This window comes from Leifsonia sp. P73 (assembly GCF_051059105.1).
Taxonomy (GTDB): domain Bacteria; phylum Actinomycetota; class Actinomycetes; order Actinomycetales; family Microbacteriaceae; genus Leifsonia.
On sequence record NZ_CP194931.1, the window covers coordinates 3,132,219 to 3,144,684 of the forward strand.

Here is a 12,466-nt window from a genome sequence, read left to right on the forward strand (position 1 = left end):
GCCGTCGTCACTCGCCGGTCGGGTGCGCCCCCACCACATCCAGCAGCCACGCCAGCGAGAACGCGCGCTCGCGCCACGCCGCGTACCGTCCGGACACCCCGCCGTGGCCCGCGGCCATCTCGGTCTTGAGCAGCGCGTCGGCGCCGACCTCCCGCAGCTTGGCCACCCACTTCGCCGGCTCGACGTACAGCACGCGCGTGTCGTTGAGGCTCGTGACGGCGAGGATGCGCGGGTACGTGGTGCGGTGGATGTTCTCCACCGGCGCGTACGACTTCATGTAGTAGTAGACGTCCTCGTCGTGCAGCGGGTCGCCCCACTCGTCCCATTCGATCACCGTGAGCGGGAGCGACGGGTCGAGGATCGTCGTCAGCGGGTCCACGAACGGCACCTCAGCCAGCACGCCGGCGAACAGCCGCGGCGCGAGGTTGGCGACGGCGCCCATGAGCAGGCCTCCGGCGCTCCCGCCCTGCGCGGCGAGCTGCGACGGCGTCGTCCAGCCCTGGTCGACCAGGTGCTTCCCGGCCGCCACGAAGTCGGTGAACGTGTTCTTCTTGTGCAGCTTCTTGCCGTGCTCGTACCACAGCCTCCCGAGCTCGCCGCCGCCGCGCACGTGCGCGATCGCGAACACCACGCCGCGGTCGAGGAGGCTGAGCCGCGGGATGCCGAACGACGGGTCCATGCTCGCCTCGTACGAGCCGTACCCGTAGAGCACGAGCGGCGCCGGCTCGCCGGGGGTCACCAGGTCGCGGCGGTAGACGAGCGAGATCGGGACGCGCGTGCCGTCCGCCGCGGTCGCCCACTCCCTGCGCTGCTCGAACAGCTCCGGCTCGAACTCGCCCAGCACCGGCTGCTGCTTGCGCAGGGTGAGCTGGCGCGTGCGCACGTCGTAGTCGTAGACGCTCGACGGGGTGACGAAGCTGCCGTAGCCGAGGCGCAGGAACGGCTGCGTCCACTCGGGGTTGCCGCCCGCGCCGACGGTGAAGAGCTCCTCGTCGAAGTGCAGCTCGTGGAGGATGTCGTCCACCTCGCCGACCACGCCGCCCTCCGTCTGGGTCGGGAGGCAGGCGACCGCGAGGCGCGTCATCCCCTCCCGGCGGTACTCGAGCGCCACGAAGTCGCGGAACGCGTCCACCCCCTCGATGCGCACGGCCGGGTCGTGGGGAGCAGCGTCCGCCGCGGCCCCTGCGGGTCGTCGGCCGCGACGCTCACCAGCTCGAAGTTGACGGCGCCGTCGTTGTGCACGATGAGCAGCCGGTCGCGGCCGCCCGCCACGACGTGCTCGATGTCGTACTCGACACCCTCCGTGCGCGGCCACACGACGCGGAACTCGCCCGTCGGGTCACCCGCGTCCAGCAGCCAGCTCTCGCTGGTGATGTTGGAGCCGGCCTCGATGACCAGGTACCGGCGGCTGCGGGTGAGGCCGACGCCGATCCAGTACTTCTCGTCCGGCTCGTGGAAGACCTCCGCGTCGGCTTCGCCGTCCGGCCCCTGGCCGAGCCGGTGCCGCCACACGGTGTCCGGACGCCAGGCGTCGTCCACGGTCGTGTAGAACAGGTACTCGCCGCTCGGGTCGAAGAGCGCGCCGGCGCCGGTGCCCGCGATCTCGTCGGGGAACGTCGTACCGTCGCCGGCGAGCGATCGCACCCGGATCGTGTATCGCTCGTCGCCCTCGGTGTCGACGCCGTAGAGCAGACGGCTGCCGTCCGTGCTGACGTCGAAGCTGCCGAGCGCGTAGAAGTCGTGCCCGTCGGCCTCCGCGTTGTCGTCGAGCAGGATCTGCTCGCCCGGGAGGCCGTGCTGCTGCGCGTGCTCGTCCAGCGCCGGCGGCTCCCAGTCGTCGGGGCCGGCGATGGGAGCGCGGCAGTGGATGCCGTACTGCTTGCCCTCGACCGTGCGCGTGTAGTACCACCAGTCGCCCTCGCGGGTGGGGACGCTCAGGTCGGTCTCCCGGGTCCGCGACTTGATCTCGTCGAAGATCTGCTCGCGCAGAACGGCGAGCTTCTCGGTGCGCGCGTTCGTGTACGCGTTCTCCTCGTGGAGGTGGGCGACGACCGCGGGATCGTCCTTGTCGCGCAGCCACTCGTAGTCGTCCACGACCACGTCCCCGTGGTGGCTGCGCTCGGTCGGCTTCTTCGCGGTGATCGGCGGCGTGAGCATCCTCCCAGGCTACCCAACGCCGCCGGCCGCGGCAGTGGGCGCGGCCCTGCGTGATTCGGCACGAATGTGGTGTTCGGCGCCGCGTTTCGCGAGATTCGGCACGAATGGCCGGAGCTAGCGCGCGGCGGTGAACGCGAGGAGGCCGGCGCCGGCGCGTCCGGCGTCCCCGCCGAGCCCGCTGCGCACGATCGCGGGACGTTCGCGCCACGCGAGGCCGGCCGACACACCGAGCTCCAGCGGGCCGAACAGCGCGTCGCCCGCGTGCGAGACGCCGCCACCGAGCACGATCACCTTGGGGTCGAGCAGCAGGGTGAGGATGGTGAGGCCCTGCGCGAGCACGTCGACGGCCTCCCCCAGACGCGGTCGGCCAGTGGGTCGCTACCGATCCGGGCGACGATCTGGCGCGCGCTGAGGGCCGGACCCCCGGCCTCCCGGTAGCGTCGCGCGACGCCGGCCCCGGACATGTAGACCTCCAGGCAGCCGCGCTGACCGCACGTGCACTGCTCCCCGCCGGCGACGACGGGGATGTGGCCGAACTCGCCTGCCGCACCGGTCGCTCCGGTGATGGTCCCGCCCGCGGTGACGAGCGCAGCGGCGACGCCGGTGCCGATCGGGACGAGGACGAAGTCGTCCGAGCCTTGGGCTGCGCCGAAGGTGCGCTCGGCCAACCCGGCGGCCCGGACATCGTGCCCGACCGCGACAGGGAGGTCGAGCTCGCCCTGGAGGATGTCGAGCAGTGGCACGTCGCGCCAGTCCAGGTTGGACGCGTAGTGGACGATGCCGCGCTGCTCGTCGAGCATGCCGGGGGTGGCGACGCCGGCGCCGACCACGTCGAGCTCGGCGGCGGCTGTCCGGAGGTCGTGGAACAGCGTCACGAGCGCGCCGAGGATGTCGCTCCCGGGCGTGGGACGGGTCAGTTCGGCGACCACGGCGCCTCCCTCGCCGACAACGGCGCCCTTCATGGCGGTCCCGCCGAGGTCGACGGCGAGGACGACCGGGGCTCCGGAGTCCGGGGACGCACCGTTGTCGCCCTGTCGGTGGGCGAGTGGTGTCGCCAGGGTCGTCTCGCTCACGCCGCCTCCTCCCGCACCGCCGCGACCACGGCCGCGACGATCGCACCCGAGGTCACCTGCCGGTGGCCCGGGTCATACCGGCTCGACACGAGCGAACCGCTCTCCGCCGTGGTGGCCGCCCGGAGGTGCACCTCCCGCACCCCCGTCCGGCCGACCAGCTCGGCCACGTTCCCGGGGCGGACTCCGCCGCCGGCGAGCACCACGATCCGCTCGCCCGCCTGCGTCACCAGCGCGGCGAGCTCATCGGCCCCCTCCAGCGTGGAGGCCGCGCCGCCCGCGGTGAGGACGCGCGCCACCCCGAGCCCGACCAGCTCCTCGAGGGCGACAGCGCGGTCCGGCACCTGGTCGAAGGCCTTGTGGAAGGTGACCGGTGCGTCCCCGCACGCCGTCACCAGCGCGCGTGTCGCATCCACGTCCACCGACCCGTCGGGCCGCAGCGCGCCCACCACGAAGCCGACCACCACACCCCGGGGGTTCGGCAGCGTTCGAACCGCGTGGATGTCGGCCACCATCGCCGCGAGCTCGTCGGCGTCGAACACGAAGTCGCCGGCCCGCTGGCGCACCAGGATGTTGACGCCCATCCGCTGGACCGACCGGAGTGCGGTCGCCACGGTGCCGATCGACGGGGTCACGCCGCCGTCGGACAGTGCGCTGCACAGCTCGATGCGGTCGGCGCCCGCGTCCTCGGCGACGCGCACTCCGGCGAGATCATCGAGGCAGATCTCGACCAGGACTCCGCTCACGCGACGCGCTCCAGCGCCGACGCCAGGTCCGCGCCGACCTCGATGCGCCCGACCGGCACGCCGCCGCCGAGCACCGGGAGGTCCACCAGCGCGCCCGCGCGGGAGATGTCCGTGCCGAGCGTCTCCAGCACGCGGAGGGCGATCAGCGTCGTCGCGCGCGGGCTGCCGTCCACGATCTTCATCGCGACGGCAGTGCCGTCGGCCGCCGCGACACCGATGACCCCTTCGGCACCGCCCTTGGCGAGGGCGCCCGGGACGGTCTCCATCAGGGTCGAGTTCTGGTGCCCGCTGCCGCCGACGTAGAAGGGGTGCTCGCGCATCGCGTCCGCGACCGCCCGCTCGGGAGTCCCGGGCGCCGCCGTCACGAGCCGCCCGAACGAGCGCGCGACGCCGCGGACGGTCGTCCCGAACAGCGGAGCGCCGCAGCCGTCGATCGCGTCGTGCCCGACCGGGACGCCGGTCAGCGCGGCCATCGTCTCGCGCACATGCTGCTGCACCGGATGGGCCGGGTCGAGGTAGCCGTCGGTCGGCCAGCCGTTCGCGGCGGCGGCCAGCAGCATCGCGGCGTGCTTGCCGGAGCAGTTCATCCGGATGCGGCTGCGCGGCTCCCCGGCGCGGATCATCCGCTCGAAGGTGCCCTCGTCCTCCGGCCGGTCGACCGGGCAGCCCAGGGCCGCCTCGTCCACGCCGGCCGCCGCGAGGATGTCGCGGACGACGCGCACGTGCTCGTCCTCGCCGGTGTGGCTTCCGGCGGCGATGGCCAACGAGGGTCCCGCGAGCGACGCGCCGGCCGTGAGGCACGCGAGCGCCTGCAGCGGCTTCACCGTGCTGCGCGGCAGCACCACCGCGTCCGGGTCGCCCAGCTGCAGCAGCGTCCCACCGTCCGGGTCGAGGGCGACGAGGCTGCCGAAGTGGCGGCTCTCGATCAGCCCGGAGCGTCGCACGGCGGCGAGCTCGGCGAGTCCTGCGACGGCGGTGGTGCTAGACATGGGTCTCTTCCTGAAACTGGGCCGCCGGCAGGGCCGGGAGCGCGGGCTGTGCGGAGGGGCGACGCCGGGGCCCGCGCTGCAGGCGGGAGGCGAACGCCGAGAGGCTTCCGTTGACGACCAGGTAGATGACCGTCACGGCGACATAGGTCGGGATGAGCAGGTGCAGGTACGACGCCAGCACTTGTCCGCGATAGAGCAGCTCGGTGAACGCCACGATGTAGCCGAGCGAGGTGTCCTTCAGGAGGCTCACGAACTGCGTGACCAGCGAGGGCGCGACATTCCGTGCGGCCTGCGGCAGCACCACGAACCGCATCGCCTGGCCGGGCTTCATCCCGAGGCTGAGCGCCGCCTCGCGCTGACCGCGGGGGAGGCTCAGGATGCCCGCGCGCACGATCTCCGCGAACACCGCCGAGTTGGCGATCGTCAGCGGGACGACAAGCTTCCAGAGCACCGGCAGGTTGATCCCGAGCTGCGGGAGGCCGAACAGCATCAGGTAGATCACCAGCAGCACCGGCACCGTGCGCGCGATCTCGATGTAGAGCCCGCAGAGGAACCGCACCGCACGCAGCCGGCTGATCCGGCCGAGCGCGAGGAGCACCCCGAGGAGGCCGCCGAGCACGGCGACGATGGCGGCGGCCTCCAGGGTCCCGAGCAGGCCGACCAGCAGGTAGTTCCAGATCGGCCACTCGGTGAACGGCGCCCAGCGCTCGGGCGCGAGCTGCCCGTGCGACGCGAACTGCCACAGCCCGTAGCCGAGCAGCCCCGCGATGACGAGGCAGCTCAGCACGGTGCCGAGCAGGATGCGGCGGCGCCCGCGCGGGCCGGGGACGTCGTACATGAACGCGGCGGCATATGCCCGGCGCGGACGCTTCGCACGCGCGGCGCGCACCGGCGCGGGACGGTCGGGGATGAGCTGTGCGGTCATCGTGCGATCGCCACCTTCCGCTCGACCCAGCCGGCGGTCAGGCCGATGGCGAGCGCGATCGCCATGTAGAGGATGCCTGCGCCGGAGAAGATCAGGATGGGCTGCGCCGCGACGAGGTTGATCTTGTTCACCTCGGCGGTCAGCTCCACGACGCCCACGGCGGCGGCCAGGGCGGTGTTCATCGCGAGGGCGATCATCACGTTGCCGATCGGCTGCACCACCGCGCGCAGCGCCTGCGGGACGACGACGAGCCGCAGCGACTGGCCGAGGGTGAAGCCGAGGGCGCGGGAGGCCTCCACCTGCCCGACCGGGACGGTGTTGACGCCCGAGCGCACCGCCTCCGCGACGTAGGCGGCCTCGTAGACGGTGAGGACGATGATCGCGGTCGGCGTCAGCGGCAGCAGGAGGCCGGCGTCCGGGAGCGCGAACACGGCGAGCAGCAGCAGCGCCAGCAGCGGCACGTTGATGAAGAACTGCACGTAGAGGAAGGCCGCCGTGCGCAGCACCGGGATCGGGCTCACGCGCGCGATCGTGACCAGCACGCCGAGCACGATCGAGCCGACGCCGGCCACGACGGCCATCATCAGCGTCGTGCCGAGGGCCTGCAGCAGCGGCCCGAGGTTGTCGATCAGGGGGTTCATCGCTCGCTCACTCGTGAGGAATGTCTGAGGGGCGGGCGGGGCCGGCGGACCGGCCCCGCCCGGGGCTCCCGAGCGGATGCCGCTCAGGAACTCTGGGTCGGGGTCAGGACCCCGGGACCGAGCCGATCTCCGGCGCGGTCGGGATGGCCGAATCGGTCACGGTGCCGAGCGTGGTCTTCCACGCCTGGCCCCACTGGCCGCCCTTCTGGATGGTCTTCAGCCAGGTGTTGACGAACGACTTGAAGTCGCTGTCGCCGTGCGGGAGGCCGATGCCGTAGGGCTCCTTGGTGAACGGCTGACCGACCACCTTGATCTGCTTCTCGCTGGCGGCGTCGCTGGCGAGCAGGGTGTAGTCCTGCACGTACGCGTCGCCGCGGCCCTGGATGAGCGCCTGGACGGCGGCCGGGTCGGTGCCGAACGCGGTGACCGTGGCCTTCGGGGCGACCTTCGGCACCTCGGTGACGGCCGGCGTGTTCGCGCCGACGATCACGTTCTTGCCGTCGAGGTCCTTCTCGCTCTTGATGGTCTTGTTGTCGCTCTTGACCGCGACCGACAGGCCGGACTCGAAGTACGGGCCGGCGAAGTCGACCTGCGTCGCGCGCTGCTCGGTGATCGTGTACGTGTTGAAGACGACGTCGACGGTGCCGTTCTGCAGCATCGCCTCGCGGGTCTCCGAGGCGGGCGGGACGATCTCCACGTTCGGCTTGCCGAGGATGTAGATCGCGAGCAGCTTGGCCAGGTCGGCGTCGAAGCCGGTGACCTTGCTCGGGTCGGTCGGGTCCTGCTGCGAGAGCAGCGGGGCGTCGAGCGCCTCGGCGACGATGAGCTTGCCGCGCTTCTTGATCTTCTCCATGGTCGAGCCGGGGATGATCAGGGCGGCCTTGGCGACGGGGGCGCCGGAGAAGACCGTGTCGGTCTTGGCCGTGGAGCCGGATCCGTCGCCGGGGAGGGCCGAGGTGCCGGAGGAGCAGGCGGTGACGGCGAGCGTCACGGCCGCGAGCAGGGCGCCGGCGAAGGCGGCCCGGCGGCGGGTCGTGCGGGTCGTGCTGCGGGTCATTGCATCCCTTTCTGAGTTCGGACGGTTCGTGGTGCTGTGGAGCGTTGGTGCGGCGGCGTCAGTGCGAGAGCACGGAGGCCAGGAACGACTTGGCCCGCTCGGTGCGGGGCGAGTCGAAGAATTCGGCGGGCGTCGCCTGCTCGACGATCTGCCCGTGGTCCATGAAGACCACGCGGTCGGCGGCGCGGCGGGCGAAGCCCATCTCGTGGGTGACGACGATCATCGTCATCCCGTCCCGCGCCAGGGAGGTCATCACGTCGAGCACCTCGCCGACCATCTCGGGGTCGAGCGCGCTGGTGGGCTCGTCGAAGAGCATCACCTTGGGCTGCATCGCGAGGGCGCGGGCGATGGCGGCGCGCTGCTGCTGGCCGCCGGAGAGCTGGGCCGGGTGGCTGCCCGCCTTGTCGGCGATGCCCACCCGGTCGAGCAGTTCGAGCGCCTGGCGCTCGGCCTCCGCTTTCTTGACCTTGCGCACCTTGATCGGCGCGAGCGCGACATTGTCGAGGACGGTGCGGTGCGCGAACAGGTTGAACGACTGGAACACCATGCCGACCTCGGCGCGGAGGCGGGCGAGGTCGGCGCCCTCCTGGGGGAGCAGCTCGCCGTCGACACGGATCTCGCCGCCGTCGATGGTCTCCAGCCGGTTGATCGAGCGGCAGAGCGTGGACTTGCCCGACCCGGAGGGCCCGACGACCACGACCACCTCGCGCGGCGCGACGTCGAGGTCGATCGAGCGGAGGACGTGCAGGTCGCCGAAGTGCTTGTCGACGCCGCGCAGGCTCACCATCGGGCGAGCGTTCGGTGTTTCCATCGGTTCCTCGTATCGTCATCGGTCGGGATGCGATGAGCGTACTAAGTAAGTCATGTTCTTGCAATTTCGAATTTGGTTGATTCGAAATCGAAGAAAGTCGGTACAGTATTCTCAACCGAGACGTGCACGCGACGGATGCGTGCGAACAGGGGGATGCGCTGAAATGAGCGGCACGTACACCGCGGCACCCGGGAACGCACCGGCCACACCCGGTGGCATTCTCCACCTCGTCCGCTCGGGCCGCGCCGGCTCCCGCGCCGACATCGCCCGCCACACCGGGCTGTCGCCCTCGACCGTGGCCCAGCGGGTCGACGCCCTGCTCGCCGCCGGCTTCCTCCGGGAGGCGGGGGAGGGCGTCTCGCACGGCGGCCGTCGCCCGCGCGCGCTGGAGGTCGACGCCGGCTCGGGCGTGGTCGCCGCGGCGGACCTCGGCTCCCACCACGCCACCTTCGGGCTGTTCGACCTGTCCGGGCGGCTGCTGGCCTCCCGCACCGAGGCCATGGATATCGGGTCAGGACCCGACCGGGTCCTCGCCTGGATCGCCGCGAGCGCCGAGGAGCTCCGCGCGATGCACGGGGCGCCGGGCCAGGAGCTGCGCGGCATCGGGATCGGCATGCCCGGCCCGGTCGACTCCACCACCGGCCGGATGGTCTCGCCGTCGCGGATGCCCGGCTGGAACGGCCTCGACGTCGCGGCCGCGCTGGCCTCCCGCACCGGCCTGACCGTCGCGGTCGACAACGACGCCAACCTGATGGCGCTCGGCGAGTTCGACGCCACCGCCCAGACACCGGACGCGCTGACGGCCGACGGCCAGCTCGTCTTCGTCAAGGCCGGCTCCAGCATCGGCTGCGGGATCGTCGCGTTCGGCGGCGTCTACCGGGGCCACCACGGCATGGCCGGCGACATCAGCCACGTCACCGTGCCGGGCGCACCCGAGGTGCTGTGCTCCTGCGGCCGGGTCGGCTGCCTGGACGCCGTCGCCGGGGGCGCCGCCATCGTGCAGGCCCTGCGCGCAGCCGGCGTGGAGGTCGCCGACACCCGCGACGTCCTCCGGCTCGCCAGGGACGCGCACCCGCTCGCCACGCTCATGCTGCGGGAGGCCGGCCTCCGCACCGGCGGCGTGCTCGCCACCATCATGAACTTCTTCAACCCGCAGCGCTTGGTGCTCGGCGGCATCCTCGGCGAGGCGGAGGCGTTCGTCGCGGGCGTCCGCTCGGCCATCTACTCCGACTGCCTGCCGATGATCACCGACCAGCTCGACATCGCGGTCAGCGTGGCGAAGCAGGAGGCCGGCATCCGCGGCGCCGGACGGCTGGTGCTCGACGCCCTGTTCGATCCCGCGCAGGTCGACCGCGCGGTGCGATGAGCGGGGAGGCCGCCGCGCCGCACGGCGCGATCGTGGTCGGCGCCGGCCGCATGGGCCACGCGCACGCGGCGGCCTGGGCGGCGTGCGGCGTCCCGGTCCGCTGGGTGGTGTCGCCCCGCACGCGCCCGGTCCTCCCGGCCGCGCCGGACGCGTTCTGGGCGACCTCCCTCGACGAGGCGCTGGCCGACCCCGGCGCCGACCTGGTCTCGATCTGCACGCCGACCCCCACCCACGCCGACCTGGCCGTGCAGGCGCTCGCCGCGGGCCGGAACGTGCTGCTGGAGAAGCCGATCGCGCTCACGATCCCCGACGCCGAGCGGGTCGCCGCGGCCGCCGCGCGGGCGTCGGGAGTCCTCATGGTCGCGCACGTCGTGCGTTTCTTCGCAGGCTACGCGGCGCTCGCCGAGCGGGTCGCGGCGGGGTCGGTCGGCCTCCCGCGCGCCGTGCTCGGGTCGCGCCTGTCGGCCGCTCCGGAGGGAACGGGGTGGCTGGCCGACGAGTCCCGCTCCGGCGGGATGATCGTGGACTTCGCCATCCACGATGTCGACCAGGCCGACGCGTACCTCGGCGAGCCGGTCGCGGTCACCGCCGTCCGTGCGCCGGGAGACGGGTTCGGGACGCCGGCCGCGATCACCGTCGAGTACGCCTCCGGCGGCGTGGCCCAGCTCCTCGCGGTCTCCGACCTCCCGGCCGGCACGCCGTTCCGCACCACGCTGGAGGTCATCGGCGACCGCGGGACCGACACCCTCACCGACCTCCCGGGCGACGCGTTCGCGGCCCAGGCCCGGTACTTCGTCGAGTGCGTCGAGACCGGCGCGGAGCCGGCCCGCTCGCCCGTGGCCGCCGCGATCGACGCGCTGCAGGTGTGCCTGGCGGCGCGGGAGTCGGCGCGGACGGGCATCCGCGTCGTGCTCGCCCCCCGCGTCCGCTGAGCGGCCTGCGCCCCCGCGGGTAAGGTGGGCGGGTGAGCGAGACATGGTGGAAATCGGCGGTCGTATATCAGGTCTACCCGCGCAGTTTCGCAGACAGTGACGGCGACGGCATCGGCGACCTCCGCGGGATCATCCAGCACCTCGACCACCTCCAGGAGCTCGGGGTCGACGTGGTGTGGCTGTCGCCCATCTACGCCTCCCCGCACGACGACAACGGCTACGACATCAGCGACTACCGCGCGATCGACCCGCTGTTCGGCACCTTCGACGACTTCGACGAGCTGCTGGCCGGCCTGCACGCGCGGGGCATCAAGCTGGTCATGGACCTCGTCGTCAACCACACCTCGGACGAGCACCCCTGGTTCATCGAGTCCGCCTCCTCGCTCGACAACCCGAAGCGCGACTGGTATTGGTGGCGTCCGGCGCGCGACGGCCGTCAGCCCGGCGAGCACGGCGCCGAGCCGAACAATTGGGGGTCGTTCTTCTCGGGCCCAGCGTGGCAGCTCGACCCGGCGACCGGCGAGTACTACCTCCACCTGTTCTCGCGCAAGCAGCCCGACCTCAACTGGGAGAACCCGGAGGTCCGCGACGCCGTCTACGAGATGATGAACTGGTGGCTCGACCGCGGGGTCGACGGCTTCCGGATGGACGTCATCAACTTCATCTCGAAGGTGGTCGACCTCCCCGACGGCGAGATCCCGGCCGGGCGGCTGTTCGGCGACGGCTACCCGTTCTTCGGCCAGGGGCCGCGCATCCACGAGTTCCTGCACGAGATGCACGAGCGCGTGTTCGCGGGTCGCGCCGACCGCATCCTCACCGTGGGGGAGATGCCCGGCGTCTCCGTCGACGCGGCCCGGCTGTTCACCGACCCTGCCCGCGGGGAGCTCGACATGGTGTTCCAGTTCGAGCACGTCGACCTCGACCACGGGCCGGGCGGCAAGTGGGACGACCGGCCGGCGAGCGTGCTCGACCTCAAGCGCAACCTCGCCAAGTGGCAGGAGGGGCTCGCCGACGTGGGCTGGAACAGCCTGTACTGGAACAACCACGACCAGCCGCGCGTCGTCAGCCGGTTCGGCGACGACCGGCCGGAGCACCGCGTGGCGTCAGCGAAGGCGCTCGGCACGGTGCTGCACCTGATGCGCGGAACGCCGTACGTCTACCAGGGCGAGGAGCTCGGGATGGCGAACGTGCCCTTCGAGTCCATCGACGACTTCCGCGACATCGAGTCGCTCAACCACTATGCGGAGGCCGTCGACATCCAGGGGCAGGACGCGGGGACGGTCATGGCGGCGCTGCGCCGGACGAGCAGGGATAACGCCCGCACGCCGATGCAGTGGTCGGCCGCGCCGGCCGCCGGGTTTACCACGGGCACACCGTGGATCGAGGCCAACCCGGACTACGCGCAGGTGAACGCGGAGGCCGAGCGCCAGGACCCCGACTCGGTGTTCGCCCACTACCGGAGGCTGATCGACCTCCGGCACCGGTCCGACGTCGTCGCGGACGGCGACTTCACCCTGGTGCTGGCCGACCATCCCCAGCTGTTCGCCTACGTGCGCGAGCGAGACGGCCGCCGGCTGCTGGTCCTCGTCAACCTGAGCGGCGAGCCCGCGCGCTACGACCCGGCGGAGCTGGACGGGTGGGAGGGCGCGGCCCTCGTGCTCGGCAATCTCGCCGACTCGGCCGGCCGGGGCGTGTCCGGCTCGGTGGAGCCGTGGGAGGCGCTCGTCTTCGGCGACGCCTGAGCCGCGGGGTTGTGCTCCCCGCGCCGTGAG

General features: G+C 72.3%; 11 protein-coding genes and 1 pseudogene. 3 read left to right on the plus strand and 9 right to left on the minus strand.

Annotated features, from left to right (window positions below):
• Positions 1–7: 7 nt before the first annotated feature.
• The 9 genes and pseudogenes from ACQ86L_RS16150 to ACQ86L_RS16190 all read right to left on the minus strand — a co-directional run bounded on the left by ACQ86L_RS16150 (position 8) and on the right by ACQ86L_RS16190 (position 8,396).
• Positions 8–2,157: pseudogene (locus ACQ86L_RS16150) on the minus strand (S9 family peptidase).
• Between the two features lie 114 nt (positions 2,158–2,271).
• Complete coding sequence (locus tag ACQ86L_RS16155) at positions 2,272–2,496, minus strand: ROK family protein (protein WP_434316325.1); 225 nt, start codon at positions 2,494–2,496, stop codon at positions 2,272–2,274.
• Entirely contained in the window at positions 2,445–3,230 is a 786-nt protein-coding gene (locus ACQ86L_RS16160) for an ROK family protein (RefSeq protein ID WP_434316326.1), read from the minus strand. Before ACQ86L_RS16160 ends, ACQ86L_RS16155 begins: the two co-directional genes overlap by 52 nt.
• Complete coding sequence (locus ACQ86L_RS16165) at positions 3,227–3,973, minus strand: copper homeostasis protein CutC (protein WP_434316327.1); 747 nt, start codon at positions 3,971–3,973, stop codon at positions 3,227–3,229. The genes ACQ86L_RS16160 and ACQ86L_RS16165 overlap by 4 nt, the downstream gene beginning before the upstream one ends.
• Complete coding sequence (locus ACQ86L_RS16170) at positions 3,970–4,962, minus strand: asparaginase (RefSeq protein WP_434316328.1); 993 nt, start codon at positions 4,960–4,962, stop codon at positions 3,970–3,972. Before ACQ86L_RS16170 ends, ACQ86L_RS16165 begins: the two co-directional genes overlap by 4 nt.
• The gene (locus ACQ86L_RS16175) at positions 4,955–5,887 is read right to left on the minus strand and encodes an amino acid ABC transporter permease (protein WP_434316329.1); all 933 of its coding nucleotides are present in this window, start codon (positions 5,885–5,887) and stop codon (positions 4,955–4,957) included. Before ACQ86L_RS16175 ends, ACQ86L_RS16170 begins: the two co-directional genes overlap by 8 nt.
• Positions 5,884–6,528, minus strand: a complete 645-nt coding sequence (locus ACQ86L_RS16180) for an amino acid ABC transporter permease (RefSeq protein WP_345840119.1) — start codon at positions 6,526–6,528, stop codon at positions 5,884–5,886. Before ACQ86L_RS16180 ends, ACQ86L_RS16175 begins: the two co-directional genes overlap by 4 nt.
• A 103-nt stretch (positions 6,529–6,631) precedes the next feature.
• Entirely contained in the window at positions 6,632–7,585 is a 954-nt protein-coding gene (locus ACQ86L_RS16185; RefSeq protein WP_434316330.1) for a glutamate ABC transporter substrate-binding protein, read from the minus strand.
• Between the two features lie 58 nt (positions 7,586–7,643).
• Complete coding sequence (locus tag ACQ86L_RS16190; protein WP_434316331.1) at positions 7,644–8,396, minus strand: amino acid ABC transporter ATP-binding protein; 753 nt, start codon at positions 8,394–8,396, stop codon at positions 7,644–7,646.
• A gap of 163 nt (positions 8,397–8,559) precedes the next feature.
• On the opposite strand from ACQ86L_RS16190, the gene ACQ86L_RS16195 reads away from it, so the two are divergent.
• Genes ACQ86L_RS16195 through ACQ86L_RS16205 form a run of 3 tightly spaced genes read left to right on the plus strand, consistent with a single transcriptional unit; the run spans position 8,560 to position 12,436 of the window.
• On the plus strand, positions 8,560–9,762 hold the full coding sequence (locus tag ACQ86L_RS16195) for an ROK family protein (protein ID WP_434316332.1): 1,203 nt from the start codon (positions 8,560–8,562) through the stop codon (positions 9,760–9,762).
• Positions 9,759–10,694 carry a Gfo/Idh/MocA family protein gene (locus ACQ86L_RS16200; protein ID WP_434316333.1) on the plus strand — a complete coding sequence of 312 codons (936 nt, stop codon included), beginning with the start codon at positions 9,759–9,761 and terminating at the stop codon, positions 10,692–10,694. Before ACQ86L_RS16195 ends, ACQ86L_RS16200 begins: the two co-directional genes overlap by 4 nt.
• A 32-nt stretch (positions 10,695–10,726) precedes the next feature.
• On the plus strand, positions 10,727–12,436 hold the full coding sequence (locus tag ACQ86L_RS16205; protein WP_434316334.1) for a glycoside hydrolase family 13 protein: 1,710 nt from the start codon (positions 10,727–10,729) through the stop codon (positions 12,434–12,436).
• Positions 12,437–12,466 lie beyond the last annotated feature (30 nt).

Excerpts from the sequence above, each read along its gene's own strand:
- ACQ86L_RS16170 (WP_434316328.1), bottom strand. The coding sequence starts at position 4,962 with ATGTCTAGCACCACCGCCGTCGCAGGACTCGCCGAGCTCGCCGCCGTG.
- ACQ86L_RS16195 (WP_434316332.1), top strand. The coding sequence starts at position 8,560 with ATGAGCGGCACGTACACCGCGGCACCCGGGAACGCACCGGCCACACCC.
- ACQ86L_RS16185 (WP_434316330.1), bottom strand. The coding sequence starts at position 7,585 with ATGACCCGCAGCACGACCCGCACGACCCGCCGCCGGGCCGCCTTCGCC.
- ACQ86L_RS16200 (WP_434316333.1), top strand. The coding sequence starts at position 9,759 with ATGAGCGGGGAGGCCGCCGCGCCGCACGGCGCGATCGTGGTCGGCGCC.
- ACQ86L_RS16175 (WP_434316329.1), bottom strand. The coding sequence starts at position 5,887 with ATGACCGCACAGCTCATCCCCGACCGTCCCGCGCCGGTGCGCGCCGCG.
- ACQ86L_RS16190 (WP_434316331.1), bottom strand. The coding sequence starts at position 8,396 with ATGGAAACACCGAACGCTCGCCCGATGGTGAGCCTGCGCGGCGTCGAC.
- ACQ86L_RS16180 (WP_345840119.1), bottom strand. The coding sequence starts at position 6,528 with ATGAACCCCCTGATCGACAACCTCGGGCCGCTGCTGCAGGCCCTCGGC.